Genomic DNA, 17169 nt, shown 5'->3' with positions numbered 1-17169 from the left:
CTCACCTCTTGCTCTTGATGGCAGTGCCGAGCACTTGCAGGTAGGCAACCAGCGCGTCCATCTCGGTCTTGCCCTTGAGCGAAGCGACTGAGCCTGCGATGTCTTCGTCGGTGTACGGCACGCCGAGGGTGCGCATGGCGCGGATCTTGGTTTCGGTGTGGCTGCTGTCGAGCGGGTTGGCCACCAGCCATGGATACGCCGGCATCTTCGATTCCGGCACCACGTTGCGCGGGTTGTACAAGTGCGCGCGGTGCCAGTCTTCGGAGTAGCGCCCGCCGACTCGCGCCAAGTCCGGCCCGGTGCGCTTGGAGCCCCAGAGGAACGGGTGATCCCACACGCTTTCCCCGGCCACCGAGTAATGGCCGTAGCGTTCGGTTTCGGCGCGGAACGGGCGGATCATCTGCGAGTGGCAACCGACGCAGCCTTCGCGGATGTAAATGTCGCGACCTTCCAGTTGCAGCGCGGTGTAGGGCTTCATGCCTTCCACCGGTTTGTTGGTCACGTCCTGGAAGAACAGCGGGACGATCTGGGTCAGGCCGCCGATGCTCACGGCGAACACCATCAGCAACATCAGCAGGCCGACGTTTTTCTCGATTGTTTCGTGTTTCATGGCGGACTCCTCAGGCGATCTGCGCGGCAGCGACGGCTTCGGCAGGCTGCGAGGCCCGCACGGTGCGCCAGGTGTTGTAAGCCATCAGCAGCATGCCGCTGAGGAAGATCGCGCCGCCCACCAGTCGCACGATGAAGCCAGGATGGCTGGCCACCAGGGTTTCGACGAAGGAGTAGGTCAGCGTGCCGTCCTCGTTGACTGCGCGCCACATCAGGCCCTGGGCGATGCCGTTGACCCACATCGAGGCGATGTACAGCACGGTGCCGATGGTGGCGAGCCAGAAGTGCGCGTTGATCAGGCCGATGCTGTGCATCTGCTCGCGGCCGAAGACTTTCGGGATCATGTGGTACAGCGCACCGATGGAAATCATTGCCACCCAGCCGAGCGCGCCGGCGTGAACGTGGCCGATGGTCCAGTCGGTGTAGTGGGAGAGGGCGTTGACCGTCTTGATTGCCATCATCGGCCCTTCGAAGGTCGACATGCCGTAGAACGCCAGGGACACCACGAGGAAGCGCAGGATCGGGTCGCTGCGCAACTTATGCCAGGCACCCGACAGGGTCATCATGCCGTTGATCATCCCGCCCCAGCTCGGCGCCAGCAGGATCAGCGACATCACCATGCCCAACGACTGTGCCCAGTCCGGCAGCGCGGTGTAGTGCAAGTGGTGGGGACCGGCCCAGATGTACAGGGTGATCAGCGCCCAGAAGTGCACGATCGACAAGCGATAGGAATACACCGGGCGTTCGGCCTGTTTCGGCACGAAGTAGTACATCATTCCGAGGAAACCGGCGGTGAGGAAAAAGCCTACGGCGTTGTGGCCGTACCACCACTGCACCATGGCATCGGTCGCACCGGAGTACAGCGAGTAGGACTTGGTCAGACTCACCGGCAATTCCAGGTTGTTGACGATGTGCAGGATTGCCACGGTGATGATGAATCCACCGAAGAACCAGTTGCCGACATAGATGTGCTTGGTCTTGCGCTGCATGATCGTGCCGAAGAACACGATGGCGTACGCCACCCAGACGATGGTGATCAGGATGTCGATCGGCCATTCCAGTTCGGCGTATTCCTTGGAGCTGGTGTAACCCAGCGGCAGGCTGATCGCCGCCAGCAGGATCACCAGTTGCCAGCCCCAGAAGCAGAACGCGGCGATTTTCGGCGCAAACAATCGAGTCTGGCAGGTACGCTGTACCGAGTAGAACGAACTGGCGAACAACGCGCAGCCGCCGAAGGCGAAGATCACCGCGTTGGTGTGCAGCGGGCGCAACCGGCCGAAACTGGTCCATGGCAGATTGAAGTTGAGTTCGGGCCAGACCAACTGGGCGGCGAGAAAAACCCCGAGCCCCATGCCGACGATGCCCCACACCACCGTCATAATGGCGAATTGGCGGACCACCTTGTAGTTGTAGGCGGTACTGATAGAAGTGTTCATGGTTCCCCATCCACGGTTCAGCCGAAGTGAGGGCCCGTCTTTGCGAGTAAGCCGCGCAAGGCAGACGCTCCCTTCGCCTGGAGTTATAGGCAGACTAAAAGCGAGGCAAGCATGGACAAACAGCACAAGGCCAGTATTGACGGGGATCAATGGGCGCAGTGCGTGCGGGATCACGGATGGCTGTGGAATGCCGCCTCGGTGCCGGCCTCGGCGACACTGATTCTCGCCCATGGCGCCGGTGCGCCGATGGACAGCGGCTGGATGAGCGACATGGCTGCGCGCCTTGCCACGCAAGGCGTCAACGTGCTGCGCTTCGAGTTTCCGTACATGGCCCAGCGGCGAGTGGACGGCGGCAAGCGCCCACCGAACCCGGCGCCGAAACTGCTGGAGTGCTGGCGTGAGGTGTACGCCGTGGTGCGACGCCATGTCACTGGGCGTCTGGCCATTGGCGGCAAGTCCATGGGCGGGCGGATGGCCAGTCTTTTGGCCGATGAGCTGGAAGCGGATGCGCTGGTGTGCCTCGGTTATCCGTTTTATGCCGTCGGCAAACCGGAGAAACCTCGGGTTGAGCACTTGGCTGCGCTAAAGACACGGACGTTGATTGTGCAGGGCGAGCGCGATGCGCTGGGCAATCGTGAGGCCGTTGAGGCTTATACGTTGGCGCCGGGTATCGAGGTGTTCTGGCTTGAGGCGGCGGATCATGATTTGAAGCCGTTGAAGGCTTCGGGGTTTACGCATGAGCAGCATTTGGACGCGGCAGCGAAGAAGGTCGCCGGGTTTCTGTGAGAAGCAAGATCAAAAGATCGCAGCCCTTGGCAGCTCCTACAGCGTGGACGCCGTTCGAATGTAGGAGCTGGCGCAGCCTGCGATCTTTTGACTTTGTTGTCAGCGGTTAAACCGCTCCACCAACGAATACTGGGTATTCGCGGTCTTGGTCAGTTCCTCACTCAGCAGCGCCGAGTTTTGTGCCTGTTCCGAGGTCTGATCAGCCAGTTGCGAGATGTTGCTGATGTTGCGGCTGATTTCTTCGGCCACCGAACTTTGCTCTTCGGTCGCGGCAGCGATTTGGGTGGTCATGTCGGTGATGTGGGCTACCGCTTCGCTGATGCCCACCAGCGCCTGATCCGCTTCCAATACCCGCGCCACACCTTCTTCAGCCTGGCGATGGCCGGCCTCCATGGTTTGCACCGCCGTGCTGGCGGTTTGTTGCAGCTTGGCGATCAGGGCGTGGATCTGCCCGGTGGATTCGCTGGTGCGCTGCGCCAATTGGCGCACTTCGTCGGCCACCACCGCAAAACCACGGCCCATCTCACCAGCACGGGCGGCTTCGATCGCAGCGTTCAAGGCGAGCAGGTTGGTCTGGTCGGCAATGCCTTTGATCACATCGACCACGCCACCGATTTCGTCGCTGTCCTTGGCCAGTTGAGTGACCGTCAGACCGGTTTCACCGACCACCACCGACAGGCGTTGAATGGCTTCGCGGGTTTCACCTGCGATGTCGCGACCGCGACCGGTCAGGCGATTGGCTTCCTGAGTGGCGTCGGCGGTGCGCTGCACGTGACTGGCGACTTCCTGAGTGGTAGCGGCCATCTGATTGACGGCGGTCGCCACTTGCTCGGTTTCGACGCGCTGACGTTCCAGGCCGGTGGAGCTGTTATGGGCCAGCGTGTCGGACTGTTTCGCTTGTTCGTTCAGATGCTCGGCGGTGTCTTGCAGGCGCGTCAGGCAGGTTTTCAGGCGAGCTTCCTGGCTGAGAATGGACATTTCCAAGCGTGCCTGGGCACCGCGGCTGTCGGTGTACATCTGCGCGATCAGCGGGTCGGACGTGGTCTGTTCGGCCAGGCGCAGCAAGCGCTTGATGCCGCGCTGTTGCCAGCTCAAGCCCATCAAGCCCAACGGCACCGAAAGACCGGCGGCGAGGGCGAAGCCCCATTGCGACGTCAGGGTGGCGCCGATCATGAAGCTCAACTGGCTGACCAGAATGAACGGCAGCCAGTCCTGAAGCACCGGCAACCACTTATCCCTTTGAGGAACGGCTGACTTGCCCTGATTGATGCGTTGGTAGAGCGCTTCGGCACGGCGGATCTGCTCGGCGGTGGGCTTGACCCGCACCGACTCGTAACCGATCACCTGATTGCCTTCGAACACCGGTGTGACATAGGCGTTAACCCAGTAGTGGTCACCGGTCTTGCAGCGATTCTTGACAATGCCCATCCATGGCAAGCCTTGTTTCAGTGTGCCCCACATGTGCGCGAACACCGCAGACGGGACGTCGGGATGACGAACCAGGTTATGCGGCGCACGGATCAGTTCTTCACGCGAAAACCCGCTGATTTCGACGAAAGCATCGTTGCAGTAGGTGATCATGCCCTTGGCATCGGTGGTGGAAATCAACCGTTGCTGCGCCGGGAAGGTCCGTTCGCGTTGTGTAATGGGCTGGTTGTTACGCATGGCTTTTTCAATCCGCAAGGCTTTGATGGTGTATCGGCATCGTTGGGCATTTATTGAAGTTTTTTTTCAATAAATCAGTAACGCGTCGCAAAACGACCGCTGCGTCATCATCCCGCGAGCATCGGATACGTGAACAAGCCGAAATGCAGCAGATTCAAACCAAAATGGGTGGCGATGGCCGCACCCAGCCCACCGAACCGGTAGGCCAGGCCATAGCCGACACCGGCCAGGCTGGCCAGCAACACCCATTGCCAGCCAGCGCCCAGATGAACGAGGCCAAATAGCAATGATGCGAGCACCAGCGCGAGGCTTTCACCATAAGGCAGGTGTTTAAACTGCCGGCTCAGACCGCCCTGGATGTAGCCGCGAAACAGCGCTTCTTCCACCAGCGTCACCAGCAACAGATTGTTCAGCATCCACAGCCAGGCCTGATCCGGCCATTTCGGTGCCCAACTGATCACCCCCAGCAATAGCGCACCACCCAGAGCCAGTACGGCACTCACGGTCAGGGCGAGGGCGGTGGCATACACCGACAGGCGCAGGGAGCGCCGGCCGACAATCCATGGGCAGACCAGTAACAGCCAGAAGCCGATCAGGGGTTTGTCCTGATTCAGGTACATGGCGAACCGCACGGCATCGTCGGTGAAACGCAGGGGATCGATAGCGCGACCGTTGTAGAAACCGGGAAGCCAGTGTGTCGCCAGCGCCACCGCCAAGACGATGAACAAGCCGTGGCCGAGGTAGCGGCCGAGGGGGATCTGTTGTTGGCGAACGGCGAAACCGGCGATCAGCAGTAACCCGAAAGAAATGGCAGCCAGCCAGCCGAGATGGCCGTAGATCAAAGCCAGGCTGTAGCCGAGCGAGAGAAGTGCCAGATAGATCCATGGCAGAGCGATCATTTGAAGTCCTTGAGGGCGGAGGTGCCTGTTTTCTTGGGGCGCGCAATTATAGAGACATACACCGCCCAAACAAAAACACCGCCCGAAGGCGGTGTCGTTGTCGGCGGAGGCGTTACGAGGCAATCAACTGCCGCAACACGTAATGCAAAATCCCTCCGGCCTTGAAGTACTCCACTTCGTTCAGGGTATCGATCCGGCACAATACCTCGACCTTCTCCTGGCTGCCGTCTTCACGGGTGATGACCAGCGTCAGGTTCATCCGCGGAGTCAGTTCGACGCCCGTCAGGCCAAGAATGTCCAGGGTTTCCTTGCCAGTGAGGTTCAGGCTCTTGCGGTTCTGATCCAGCTTGAACTGCAGCGGCAACACGCCCATGCCCACCAGATTTGAACGGTGAATCCGCTCGAAGCTTTCTGCGATGACGGCTTTGACCCCCAGCAGGTTGGTGCCCTTGGCCGCCCAGTCACGGCTCGATCCAGTGCCGTATTCTTGCCCGGCGATCACCACCAGCGGCGTGCCCGATGCCTGGTAACGCATGGCCGCGTCGTAGATCGGCAGTTTTTCCCCGGTCGGAATGTAAATCGTGTTGCCGCCTTCTTCACCACCGAGCATTTCGTTGCGAATGCGGATGTTGGCGAAGGTGCCGCGCATCATCACTTCGTGGTTACCGCGACGCGAGCCGTAGGAGTTGAAGTCCCGTGGTTCCACCCCTTGTTCGCGCAGGTAACGGCCGGCAGGGCTGTCGGTCTTGATGTTGCCGGCGGGGGAGATGTGGTCGGTGGTTACCGAATCGCCGAGCAGCGCGAGGACTTTCGCCCCTTCGACATCCTTGACCACTGGCGCAGGGCCGCCAATGTCATCGAAGAAGGGCGGGTGCTGGATATACGTCGAATCGTTGTTCCAGACATAAGTCGCTGCCTGCGGCACTTCGATGGCTTGCCACTGCTCGTCGCCGGCGAACACTTCGGCGTACTCCTTGTGGAACATTGCGGTGTTCACCTGAGTTACCGCGTCGGCGATTTCCTTGGTGCTCGGCCAGATGTCTCGCAGGTAAACCGGGTGGCCGTCCTTGTCGTTTCCCAAGGGCTCGCTGCTGATGTCGATGCGCACCGTGCCGGCCAGCGCGTAGGCGACGACCAGGGGCGGGGAGGCCAGCCAGTTGGTTTTCACCAGCGGATGCACGCGGCCTTCGAAGTTGCGGTTGCCCGACAGCACCGAGGCGACGGTCAGGTCGGCTTTCTGGATGGCTTTTTCAATCGGCTCCGGCAACGGCCCGGAGTTGCCGATGCAGGTGGTGCAGCCATAACCGACAAGGGCAAAACCGAGTTGGTCGAGGTATTGGGTCAGGCCGGCTGCCTTGTAATAGTCGGTGACCACTTTCGAACCGGGGGCCAGGGAGCTCTTGACCCAGGGTTTGCGCTTGAGGCCTTTTTCCACGGCTTTTTTCGCCACCAGTCCGGCTGCCATCATCACACTGGGATTGGAGGTGTTGGTGCAGGAGGTGATCGCGGCAATCACCACCGCACCGTTTTTCAGCCGATGCGTATGGCCTTCGTGAGCGTAGTCCGCTTCACCGATCAGATCGGCGTTGCCTACCGCGACGCCACCGCCGCCCTCACTTTCGAGGCGACCTTCTTCCTTGCTGGTCGGTTTGATTTGCAGGCCGAGAAAGTCAGTGAACGCTTGCGCCACATTCGGCAACGAGACGCGGTCTTGTGGGCGTTTCGGTCCGGCGAGGCTGGCCTCGACGCTGCCCATGTCCAGGGCCAGGCTGTCGGTGAACACCGGCTCTTTGCCGGGCAGGCGCCACAGGCCCTGGGTTTTGCTGTAGGCCTCCACCAGTTTCACGGTTTCCGAGGTACGGCCGGACAGGCGCAGGTACTCCAGGGTCACCTCGTCCACCGGGAAGAAGCCGCAGGTGGCGCCGTATTCCGGAGCCATGTTCGCAATGGTCGCGCGGTCGGCCAGCGGCAGGTCGGCGAGGCCGTCGCCGTAGAACTCGACGAATTTGCCGACCACGCCTTTCTTGCGCAGCATCTGGGTGACGGTCAGCACCAGGTCGGTGGCGGTGATGCCTTCCTTGAGCTTGCCAGTGAGTTTGAATCCGATCACTTCCGGAATCAGCATCGACACCGGTTGACCCAGCATCGCCGCTTCCGCTTCGATCCCGCCGACGCCCCAGCCGAGTACGCCGAGGCCGTTGATCATGGTGGTGTGGGAGTCAGTGCCGACCAGGGTGTCGGGGAAAGCATAGGTGCGGCCGTCCTCATCCTTGGTCCAGACCGTGCGTCCTAGGTATTCAAGGTTGACCTGGTGACAGATACCGGTGCCCGGCGGCACCACGCTGAAGTTGGCGAAGGCGCTCTGACCCCAGCGCAGGAAGGCGTACCGCTCGTGGTTGCGCTGCATTTCGATGTCGACGTTCTGTTCGAAGGCGCTTGAGCTGGCGAACTTGTCGACCATCACCGAGTGGTCGATCACCAGGTCCACCGGCGACAGCGGATTGATGCGCTGTGGGTCGCCACCGGCCTTGGCCATGGCGGCGCGCATGGCGGCCAGGTCGACCACGGCCGGGACGCCGGTAAAGTCCTGCATCAATACCCGTGCGGGGCGGTATTGGATTTCGCGGTCGGAGCGACGCTCCTTGAGCCAGGCGGCAATCGCCTTGAGGTCGGCGCCGGTGACGGTTTTCTCGTCCTCCCAGCGCAGCAGGTTTTCCAGCAACACTTTCAACGACATGGGCAGCTTGTCGAGATCACCCAGGCTCTTGGCGGCTTCGCGCAGGCTGAAATAGTGGTAGGTCTTGTCGTCGACTTGTAAGGTTTTAAGGGTTTTCAGGCTATCGAGGGACGGCATTGAAATGACTCCTTTAAGTCCACACGGCTACGGACTGAGGGACGGGCAGATGTTTAAACCTAGTCCTGTTTGGTGCTTAAGGCTAATAACTGGACCCTAAGGGCAAGTCCAAGGTTCCGAACTCGGCTATCATGCGCCGGTTTTCGTGACAGGCTTTGCTTCAACGCAAGCCTGGGCATCGCGCAGTGGCGCAATTTTTCCGCCAACTGCCCAGGAGTAAGAATGAACACCCTCTTTATGCATTGCCGACCGGGCTTCGAAGGCGAAGTCTGTTCCGAGATTTCCGAACATGCCGCGCGGCTGAACGTGGCCGGTTATGCCAAGGCCAAAACCGCCAGCGCCTATGCCGAATTCATCTGCACCGAAGAAGACGGCGCCGAACGCCTGATGCGTGGCCAGCGTTTCGCCGACCTGATCTTCCCGCGCCAGTGGGCCCGTGGGATCTTTATTGATCTGCCGGAAACCGACCGCATCAGCGTGATCCTCGCCCACATGGCGGACTTCCCGCTGTGCGGCAGCCTGTGGCTGGAAATGGTCGACACCAACGATGGCAAAGAGCTGTCGAACTTCTGCAAGAAGTTTGAAGTGCACCTGCGCAAGGCGTTGATGGCGGCCGGCAAACTGGTGGAAGACCCCAACAAGCCGCGTCTGCTGCTGACCTTCAAGAGCGGCCGCGAAGTGTTCATGGGGCTGGCGGAGTCGAACAACTCGGCGATGTGGCCGATGGGCATTCCGCGCCTGAAGTTCCCCCGTGAAGCACCGAGCCGTTCGACGTTGAAGCTGGAAGAGGCGTGGCATCACTTCATTCCCCGCGACCAGTGGGATGAGCGTCTGCACAGCGACATGACCGGTGTCGACCTCGGCGCCGCCCCTGGCGGCTGGACCTGGCAACTGGTCAACCGCGGCATGCTGGTGACCGCCATCGACAACGGCCCGATGGCCGAAAGCCTGATGGATACCGGTCTGGTGCAGCACTTGATGGCCGACGGTTTCACCTTCAAGCCCAAACAGCCGGTGGACTGGATGGTCTGCGACATCGTCGAGAAGCCGGCGCGCAACGCGGCGATGCTGGAAGAATGGATTGGCGAGGGGCATTGCCGGGAAGCGGTGGTCAACCTCAAGCTGCCGATGAAACAGCGTTATGCCGAAGTGAAGCGCTTGCTGGAGCGTATTGCCGAGGGGTTCAAGGCGCGGGGCATTCGGGTTGAAATCGGCTGCAAGCAGCTGTATCACGACCGTGAAGAAGTGACCTGCCATTTGCGCCGGCTTGACGTGAAAAAACCGAAATCCCGCTGATTCATACGGTCCCGCTCCCACAGGTGACCGAACACCCGGCAATGCGCGACAATGCCGGCAAGTTTCAGGAGTAAACCATGAGTGAAATGATCGATACGCCGGTTGACGGCACCCTCGACGCCACCGGCCTCAATTGCCCGGAACCGGTGATGATGCTGCACCAGCACATCCGTGACCTGGTGCCTGGCGGCCTGCTGAAGGTGATCGCCACCGACCCGTCGACCCGTCGCGACATTCCCAAGTTCTGCGTGTTCCTCGACCACGAGTTGGTGGCGCAGCACGAAGAGGCAGGCACCTACCTGTACTGGATCCGCAAGAAGCTCGCTTAACGGGCACAAAAAAGGCCTGCATGTGCAGGCCCTTTTTTTGCGCTCGCTTAACCGGCCGAACGGCTGGTGCGGATTCGCTTGCGTGCGCTGCGCGCCAGGCGGATCGACAGCATCAGCGCCGCGCAACTCAAACCGACGATCAAACCCTGCCACAGCCCGCTCGGGCCGCTCGGCGCGCCGAACCAATCGGTCAGGCCCAAGGCGTAACCCACCGGCAAACCGATGCCCCAATAAGCGAACAGCGTCAGGATCATCGTCACTCGCGTGTCTTGATAGCCGCGCAGTGCACCGGCCGCCGTCACCTGGATCGCATCGGAAAACTGGAACAGCGCCGAGTACACAATCAGCATCGCGGCCACGTGAATCACCGTCGGGTCGGCGGTGTAGATCGCGGCGATGGGTTCACGCAGCAACAGCATCATGCTTGCGGAAATACACGCATAAGCCAGTGCCGTGCCCATGCCGACTCCGGCGGCGAAGCGTGCTTCGCGTGGTTCTTCGCGGCCCAGTGCCTGGCCGACCCGCACGGTCACGGCCATGCCCAGGGAGTAGGGGATCATGAACACCAGTGAGCTGAAATTCAGGGCGATCTGGTGCCCGGCGACCACAGTGGCGCCGAGGCTGCCGATCAGCAGGGCGATCACCGCAAAGATGCTCGACTCGGCGAAAACGGCGATGCCGATCGGCAGGCCGATGCCCAGCAAGCGTTTGATCACTGCCCACTGCGGCCAGTCGAATCGGCTGAACAACTGGCTCGACTGATAGGCCGGTGCCCAGCGTTCCCAGCCGGCCATCCCCAGCGCCATCACCCACATCACGATTGCCGTGGCCCAGCCGCAGCCGACACCGCCCATCGCCGGCACACCAAAGTGGCCATAGATGAAAATGTAATTGAGCGGAATATTCAGCGCGAGCCCGCACAAACCAAGGACCATGGCCGGACGCGTGCGACCCAGGCCATCACTGAAACAGCGCAATACGTGATAGAACGCGACGGCGGGCAGGCCGCTGGCGATGCCGTGCAGGTACTGCATGCACGGGCCGATCAGCTCGGGATCGACCTTCATGAAATGCAGGATCGGTTCGGCGCTGAACAGTAGGCCGGTCGCCATCAAACCCACCACCAGCGCCAACCACAAGGCCTGACGCACGATCGGGCCAATCTCGCTGTGAGTGCCGGCACCGAAGCGCTGAGCGACTTTCGGGGTGGTGGCCAGCAGCGTACCGGTCATCAACAGAAACACCGGCACCCAGATCGAGTTGCCCAGCGCGACGGCCGCAAGATCGCGAGGCCCGACCCGTCCCGCCATCACCGCATCGACGAAGCCCATGGCGGTGGTCGCCAGTTGCGCGATCATGATCGGCAACGCCAGGCCGAGCAGGTTTTTCAGCTCCAGGCGAACCCGGGCCGGGCGGTTGAGGGAAATAGCGGCGGTGGGGGCAGTCACGGAATTCAAGGCGAAACGTCCAAAGGATTTTGATGCGCGAGGCGGCGCATTCTACGCCTTGACGCAATGGTCAGGAAAAATCCTGTGTTGCGGATTTGTAATCGGTTTTACAGGCATCCCCCACTCCCTCGCCACAGAGGGGGGGGGCGACTAAGGTGCTTAATACCTGCTGGCCCATCACCTCCATCTGCGCCTAAACTGCCGGTCCGCCAAAGGAGCCTGCCATGTTGATTGTTGCCGACGAAAATATCCCGTTGCTCGATGCCTTCTTCGAAGGTTTCGGTGAAATCCGCCGAGTGCCGGGACGTTCCATCGACCGCGCCACCGTCGAGCAGGCCGATGTACTGCTGGTGCGCTCAGTGACCAACGTCAACCGTGCATTGCTCGAAGGCAGCAACGTGCGCTTTGTCGGCACGTGCACCATCGGCACCGATCATTTGGACCTGGACTACTTTCAGCAGGCCGGCATCACCTGGTCCAGTGCGCCAGGCTGCAATGCCCGGGGTGTGGTCGATTACGTGCTGGGGAGTCTGCTGACCCTGGCCGAAATCGAAGGGGTCGACCTGGCTCAGCGCACTTACGGCGTGGTCGGCGCCGGCGAGGTGGGCGGGCGGCTGGTCAAGGTTCTGCAAGGCCTGGGCTGGAATGTGCTGGTTTGCGATCCGCCACGGCAAGCCGCTGAAGGGGGCGATTACGTCAGTCTCGAGCAGATCATCGAGCAATGCGATGTCATCAGCCTGCATACGCCGCTGGACAAGCAAGGCCCTCAGGCAACCTGGCATCTGTTCGATAAAAACCGTTTGAACCAACTCAAACCCGGCACCTGGCTGATCAACGCAAGTCGTGGCCCGGTGATCGACAACGCCGCCCTGCGTCAGGTGCTGTTGCAACGTGAAGATCTGCAAGCGGTGCTGGATGTCTGGGAGGCTGAGCCTGAAGTCGATGTAGCGCTGGCGGAGTTGTGTGTCATCGCGACGCCGCACATTGCCGGCTACAGCCTCGACGGCAAACAGCGCGGGACGGCGCAGATCTATCAGGCGTTTTGCAAATTTCTTGGGCAACCGGAACAGGTCAGCCTGAACGATTTGCTGCCAGCGCCATGGCTGTCGGCTGTTACGTTGAATGCTGATACCGATCCGGCCTGGGCGCTGGCGATGTTGTGCCGTGGCGTGTACGACCCGCGCCGTGATGACGCGGATTTCCGTCGCAGCCTCGTAGGCAATGTGAGTGAACAGCGTGCGGCGTTCGATGCGCTGCGCAAGCATTACCCGCTGCGGCGTGAGATCGATGGGTTGAAAGTGCGAATTGAAGGGCATTCGCCGGCGTTGCAGCAGATCGTGGCGGCCTTAGGCGCAACCTCGGCCTAGCAAACTGACCGGATCCCTACAAAAGCCACACAAAACAGGCACCCATAAAAAACCCGGCCAACAGGGCCGGGTCAAGAAGACGGTGGCTATATCACTTTTGTTCGGCAGGCTTGACCAATCGCTTTTCCAGTTCGCGACAAGCGTCCTGGATCATGCTTTCAGTGATCGGTACTTCACGCCCATCCTCATCGATAATCGAGCAACCCAGAGACTGGTCTGGCTGTGTGCGGATCACTTGTATCTTGTCATCGCTGCTGTTTTGCAAGGACATGGCCTGTCTCCTCATCAGGTTGTGCGCTTACTGTAAAACCGCCAGGTGACCGGGCTGTGACAATTCCCTGCGATCTTTCAGGTCGGCCTCTTCAGTCCATCAGAAATACCCTGATGTTTCCACCCGGACTTTAGACCAATATTCTCTAGCCACTAGTCTAGGCGGTCATAATTAACCCGACTCATTGTGATTTACAGCGTTCAATCCGATTGAGCAGTGTAGGCTTGATCGGGTCAAAACCATGGGTTACGCCTTCGGATGATCTTCATGCTTTCTGCCCGTCACCGCCGCGCCATTCGCCTGGCCAGCCGTTTCATCACGCCTTATCGCTGGCCGGCCTTCGGCGCCTTGCTGGCGTTGATTGTCACTGCCGGCATCACCTTGTCCATGGGGCAGGGGATTCGCCTGTTGGTGGATCAGGGTTTCATGACCCAGTCGACGCATTTGCTCAATCAATCCATCGGCCTGTTCATGTTGCTGGTGATCGGTCTGGCGATTGGCACCTTTGTGCGCTTTTACTTGGTGTCGTGGATTGGCGAGCGCGTTGTCGCGGACATTCGCCGTCGGGTGTTCAACCACCTGGTCTATCTGCATCCGGGTTTTTATGAAGACAACCGCAGCTCCGAGATCCAGTCACGACTGACTGCCGACACCACGCTGCTGCAATCGGTGATCGGCTCTTCGCTATCGCTGTTCCTGCGCAACGGGCTGATGGTGATCGGCGGGATTGTCTTGTTGTTTATCACCAACCCCAAGCTGACCAGCATCGTAGTGGTCGCATTGCCGTTGGTGGTCGCGCCGATCCTGATTTTTGGCCGCCGGGTACGCACCCTGTCTCGCCAGAGCCAGGATCGGGTTGCCGATATCGGCAGTTATGTGTCCGAAACCCTGAGTCAGATCAAAACCGTTCAGGCCTACAACCATCAGGTGCAGGACGAGCAGCGTTTTGCCGCGACCGTGGAAGAGGCTTTCAATACCGCCCGCAAACGCATTTTCCAGCGAGCCTGGTTGATCACCCTGGTGATCCTGCTGGTGTTGGGCGCGGTCGGGGTGATGCTCTGGGTCGGCGGAATGGACGTCATCGCCGGGCGGATTTCCGCGGGTGAGTTGGCAGCGTTCGTCTTTTACAGCCTGATCGTCGGTGGCGCCTTCGGCACATTGAGTGAAGTGATCGGCGAACTGCAGCGAGCAGCAGGGGCGGCGGAGCGGATTGCCGAGCTGTTGCGTTCGGAAAACATCATCCAGCCACCGACCCATGGGCTGGTGACCCTGCCTGAACGGGTGAAGGGCGATCTGGTGCTGCAAGATGTGCGCTTTTCCTACCCGTCGCGTCCTGAGAGCTATGCCGTCGATGGTTTGAGTCTGACGATCAATGCCGGCGAAACGCTCGCTCTGGTCGGGCCGTCAGGTGCCGGCAAATCGACGGTGTATGACCTGCTGTTGCGCTTTTACGACCCCGCTGAAGGACGCATCCTGCTGGACGGTGTGCCGCTGACCCAACTCGACCCTCTGGACCTGCGTCGCTGCTTCGCCCTCGTCTCGCAAACCCCGGCGCTGTTCTTCGGCAGCATCGAAGAGAACATTCGCTACGGCCACCCGACGGCGACTTTGGCCCAGGTCCAGGAAGCCGCCAAAATTGCCTACGCCCACGACTTCATCGAGCAAATGCCCAACGGCTACCAGACCCACCTCGGCGACGCGGGTCTCGGTTTGTCCGGCGGTCAACGCCAACGCCTGGCGATCGCCCGGGCGCTGCTGGTGGACGCGCCGATCCTGCTGCTCGACGAAGCCACCAGCGCCCTCGACGCCCAGAGTGAGCACCTGATCCAGCAAGCCCTGCCCAGCCTGATGAAAAACCGCACCACACTGGTCATCGCCCATCGACTGGCGACAGTGAAAAACGCTGACCGAATCGCGGTGATGGACCAAGGGAAACTGGTGGCGGTGGGGACGCATCAGGAGTTGATTGCGAGCAATGCGTTGTATGCGCGATTGGCTGCGTTGCAGTTTAGTGATGGGCTCCATGCCCCAACCGACCAAGTAACCGAATAAGTAACCGACCAAGTCGAGCACCATAAAAAAAGCCCGCATCAATCGATGCGGGCATTTTTGTCAGCGTTTCAAAGCAGGCTCATTGATCGTCAAAGTAACGTTCATGCCAATCCACCAGCGGCTGCGGTGAATTGAGCTTCTGGCCGTAGATCACCGAATACGACAGCACGTTCTGCACGTACTGGCGGGTTTCGTCGAACGGGATGCTTTCCACCCACACATCGAAGCTCAGGTGGTCGGCGCCGCGCAGCCATTGACGCACGCGGCCGGGGCCGGCGTTGTAGGCAGCGGAGGCGAGCACGCGGTTGCCGTTGAACTGGCTATGGACCTGGCTCAGATAAGCGGCGCCGAGCTGGATATTCTTGTCCGGATCGAGCACTTGCTGCGGCGAGGCCAGGGGAATGCTGAACTTGCGCGCGGTTTCCTTGGCGGTGCCGGGCATCAGTTGCATCAGGCCGCTGGCGCCAACGCCGGAACGGGCGTCGTCCATGAAGGCGCTTTCCTGACGAGTGATCGCGAACACCCAGCTCGAGTGCAGGCCACGGACCTTGGCTTCACGCACCAGGGTATCGCGGTGAGCCATCGGGAAGCGGATGTCCAGGTCGTCCCAGTACTGCGCCTGACTGATGGTGCGGATCGCCGGGAAATACCATTTCAGGTCGTAAGCCAGTTTCGCCTGGGCAACCATTTCATCACGGCTGAAGTGCCGGCTGACGTGGTACCACTCGCGTCGGCCGTCGACGATCTGCCCGCGTGCATGGAACTCCAGCGCGCGGCGCACACCGGGGGTATTGCGCACCTTGTTGATCAGCGCCTGGCTGAGCACCAGCGGTTTGTTGATCAGCGAATAAGGTGATTGCGAACGGTCGGCCGCCAGGAAACCGTAGAAGTCGCGTTCGCGAGCCAGGCCCTTGTAAAGCGTTTGCGCTTGCGGATTCTGTGGCTGCGCCAACTCCAGGGTGCGAGCCTGCCAGTAACGCCAACGGTTGGTGGTGGCCAGGTCCTGAGGCAGGCGGCGGGTCAACTGATAGGCATCGTCCCAGCGGGCCAGACGCAACAGCAGGCGCAAACGCCATTCCGAAACGGTGTTGTCCCGCAGCTCCGGGTCGTATTTGGTCATCACGTCCAGCGCGCGACTGTCGAAACGTCGAGCGAGGGTCAGCCCGATTTCCCGGGCGATCGCGACTTTTTCGTCCCGGGAGAAGTGCATGCTGCTGGCGTAGCCGTCGAGCAGGGCCATGGCCCTGTCCGGATCCTGACGGGCCAGGCGGCGCAGGCCAAGGCTGACGATGTCGGACATCGGCTCATCGGCCGGGGTAAAGCGCGACGGCTGATTCAGCAGTTCGGGTTTCTGCGCCACATCCACCAGCAGGCGACCGCGCGGGGCGAGGGTCGTCAGGCCATTGATCAGGCTGTTGGCCAGCGGGTAGTTGCCGGCCTGGGCGGCGAGCTTGGTGCGTTCCCAGCGTTTCTGTTCAGTCAGTTGACCATCGGCGGCCCACATGCCGAACACTGCATCGCATGCCTCGGGCCGGGTTTTGCCGCTCAGCCAGAGTTTGTCGGCGTTGGCGTAACCTTCGGTCTTACGGTTATGGCTGATCTGATACTGCGCGTTCAGGCAGTCCAGTTCGGTGAAATTGAGCTTGGGGTCATAATATTTGACGAACGTTTCCCAATCGCCGCGTTCGGCCAGCCAGCGCAACCAGCGCAATTTCATCCAGTTGGCTTGTGGCAGGTCGCCGTGTTCGGCGAGGAAGTTCTCGATTTCGGCATTGTTTGCGGTTTTCAGCCGCGCGGTCAGTTCGTCATAAGCCAGGTAGGGGGTCAGCGGATAATCGCTGAGCGCCTGGCTATAACGGAAATAAGGGCCGGAATCGCCCTTGGCCAAGGCACGCTTGGCTTCGTCGTAATACTGGCGTTGGGTAGACAGGTCTACCGCCTGGGCGGATTGAACGGCAGCGGCTGTAAGAAGCAAACATGAAAAAAGACTGAAAAGGCGACTGCGCATGAGACATCCGGGCAGAAAAATCATGACAAGTGCTGGTAAGACCGGCACCTAATTATATGTAGCTTAGCCTTTTGCCAGCAGCGGGTGAAAGCTTTGCCGACATGCCAGCATAAGTTCGCAACAATTGTTGTGCAGAGTGCTTCGACATT

13 protein-coding genes are annotated in these 17169 nt (G+C 60.5%); 5 read left to right on the top strand and 8 right to left on the bottom strand.

The window, feature by feature from the left end:
* Window position 1 precedes the first annotated feature (1 nt).
* Window positions 2-610, bottom strand: coding sequence for a cytochrome-c oxidase, cbb3-type subunit II (gene ccoO / locus AC07VO_RS10755; RefSeq protein ID WP_007942211.1), 609 nt, complete (start codon window positions 608-610; stop codon window positions 2-4).
* 10 nt (window positions 611-620) lie between these two features.
* On the bottom strand, window positions 621-2045 hold the full coding sequence (gene ccoN / locus AC07VO_RS10750; protein WP_007942213.1) for a cytochrome-c oxidase, cbb3-type subunit I: 1425 nt from the start codon (window positions 2043-2045) through the stop codon (window positions 621-623).
* A gap of 111 nt (window positions 2046-2156) precedes the next feature.
* Here ccoN and AC07VO_RS10745 point away from each other — a divergent pair, with 111 nt between their 5' ends.
* Entirely contained in the window at window positions 2157-2831 is a 675-nt protein-coding gene (locus tag AC07VO_RS10745) for an alpha/beta family hydrolase (protein WP_064619109.1), read from the top strand.
* Between the two features lie 99 nt (window positions 2832-2930).
* Here AC07VO_RS10745 and AC07VO_RS10740 read toward each other — a convergent pair whose 3' ends face one another.
* The 3 genes from AC07VO_RS10740 to acnA all read right to left on the bottom strand — a co-directional run bounded on the left by AC07VO_RS10740 (window position 2931) and on the right by acnA (window position 8249).
* Complete coding sequence (locus tag AC07VO_RS10740) at window positions 2931-4496, bottom strand: methyl-accepting chemotaxis protein (protein WP_018925305.1); 1566 nt, start codon at window positions 4494-4496, stop codon at window positions 2931-2933.
* Between the two features lie 107 nt (window positions 4497-4603).
* Window positions 4604-5395: a CPBP family intramembrane glutamic endopeptidase gene (locus tag AC07VO_RS10735; protein ID WP_018925306.1), complete on the bottom strand. Its 792-nt coding sequence runs from the start codon at window positions 5393-5395 to the stop codon at window positions 4604-4606.
* Between the two features lie 112 nt (window positions 5396-5507).
* Window positions 5508-8249: an aconitate hydratase AcnA gene (gene acnA / locus AC07VO_RS10730; protein WP_018925307.1), complete on the bottom strand. Its 2742-nt coding sequence runs from the start codon at window positions 8247-8249 to the stop codon at window positions 5508-5510.
* 222 nt (window positions 8250-8471) lie between these two features.
* On the opposite strand from acnA, the gene rlmM reads away from it, so the two are divergent.
* Window positions 8472-9545: a 23S rRNA (cytidine(2498)-2'-O)-methyltransferase RlmM gene (gene rlmM, locus AC07VO_RS10725; protein WP_018925308.1), complete on the top strand. Its 1074-nt coding sequence runs from the start codon at window positions 8472-8474 to the stop codon at window positions 9543-9545.
* A gap of 77 nt (window positions 9546-9622) precedes the next feature.
* Complete coding sequence (tusA, locus tag AC07VO_RS10720; RefSeq protein WP_007907805.1) at window positions 9623-9874, top strand: sulfurtransferase TusA; 252 nt, start codon at window positions 9623-9625, stop codon at window positions 9872-9874.
* A gap of 47 nt (window positions 9875-9921) precedes the next feature.
* On the opposite strand, the gene AC07VO_RS10715 is transcribed toward tusA, so the two are convergent.
* The gene (locus AC07VO_RS10715; RefSeq protein WP_086945122.1) at window positions 9922-11331 is read right to left on the bottom strand and encodes an MATE family efflux transporter; all 1410 of its coding nucleotides are present in this window, start codon (window positions 11329-11331) and stop codon (window positions 9922-9924) included.
* A gap of 215 nt (window positions 11332-11546) precedes the next feature.
* Here AC07VO_RS10715 and pdxB point away from each other — a divergent pair, with 215 nt between their 5' ends.
* A complete protein-coding gene (gene pdxB / locus AC07VO_RS10710) occupies window positions 11547-12689 on the top strand; it encodes a 4-phosphoerythronate dehydrogenase PdxB (protein ID WP_064619101.1) in 1143 nt (380 codons plus the stop codon).
* A gap of 91 nt (window positions 12690-12780) precedes the next feature.
* Here pdxB and AC07VO_RS10705 read toward each other — a convergent pair whose 3' ends face one another.
* Window positions 12781-12960 (bottom strand): PA1571 family protein, encoded by a 180-nt coding sequence (locus AC07VO_RS10705; protein ID WP_018925311.1) that lies wholly within the window; start codon window positions 12958-12960, stop codon window positions 12781-12783.
* A 267-nt stretch (window positions 12961-13227) separates the two neighbouring features.
* On the opposite strand from AC07VO_RS10705, the gene AC07VO_RS10700 reads away from it, so the two are divergent.
* Window positions 13228-15012, top strand: a complete 1785-nt coding sequence (locus AC07VO_RS10700; protein WP_086945156.1) for an ABC transporter transmembrane domain-containing protein — start codon at window positions 13228-13230, stop codon at window positions 15010-15012.
* A gap of 79 nt (window positions 15013-15091) precedes the next feature.
* On the opposite strand, the gene AC07VO_RS10695 is transcribed toward AC07VO_RS10700, so the two are convergent.
* Window positions 15092-17020, bottom strand: a complete 1929-nt coding sequence (locus tag AC07VO_RS10695) for a transglycosylase SLT domain-containing protein (RefSeq protein ID WP_086945120.1) — start codon at window positions 17018-17020, stop codon at window positions 15092-15094.
* Between the last annotated feature and the right edge of the window lie 149 nt (window positions 17021-17169).

The sequence above is a fragment of the Pseudomonas sp. GW821-FHT03E01 genome, from assembly GCF_059420765.1.
This window is presented reverse-complemented; position numbering and strand designations above follow the sequence as displayed.

What these genes read in the sequence shown, in the direction of transcription:
- AC07VO_RS10740 (WP_018925305.1), bottom strand. Translation starts at nt 4,496, where the DNA reads ATGCGTAACAACCAGCCCATTACACAACGCGAACGGACCTTCCCGGCG.
- AC07VO_RS10735 (WP_018925306.1), bottom strand. Translation starts at nt 5,395, where the DNA reads ATGATCGCTCTGCCATGGATCTATCTGGCACTTCTCTCGCTCGGCTAC.
- ccoN (WP_007942213.1), bottom strand. Translation starts at nt 2,045, where the DNA reads ATGAACACTTCTATCAGTACCGCCTACAACTACAAGGTGGTCCGCCAA.
- rlmM (WP_018925308.1), top strand. Translation starts at nt 8,472, where the DNA reads ATGAACACCCTCTTTATGCATTGCCGACCGGGCTTCGAAGGCGAAGTC.
- AC07VO_RS10705 (WP_018925311.1), bottom strand. Translation starts at nt 12,960, where the DNA reads ATGTCCTTGCAAAACAGCAGCGATGACAAGATACAAGTGATCCGCACA.
- tusA (WP_007907805.1), top strand. Translation starts at nt 9,623, where the DNA reads ATGAGTGAAATGATCGATACGCCGGTTGACGGCACCCTCGACGCCACC.
- AC07VO_RS10745 (WP_064619109.1), top strand. Translation starts at nt 2,157, where the DNA reads ATGGACAAACAGCACAAGGCCAGTATTGACGGGGATCAATGGGCGCAG.
- AC07VO_RS10695 (WP_086945120.1), bottom strand. Translation starts at nt 17,020, where the DNA reads ATGCGCAGTCGCCTTTTCAGTCTTTTTTCATGTTTGCTTCTTACAGCC.
- AC07VO_RS10700 (WP_086945156.1), top strand. Translation starts at nt 13,228, where the DNA reads ATGCTTTCTGCCCGTCACCGCCGCGCCATTCGCCTGGCCAGCCGTTTC.
- pdxB (WP_064619101.1), top strand. Translation starts at nt 11,547, where the DNA reads ATGTTGATTGTTGCCGACGAAAATATCCCGTTGCTCGATGCCTTCTTC.
- ccoO (WP_007942211.1), bottom strand. Translation starts at nt 610, where the DNA reads ATGAAACACGAAACAATCGAGAAAAACGTCGGCCTGCTGATGTTGCTG.
- acnA (WP_018925307.1), bottom strand. Translation starts at nt 8,249, where the DNA reads ATGCCGTCCCTCGATAGCCTGAAAACCCTTAAAACCTTACAAGTCGAC.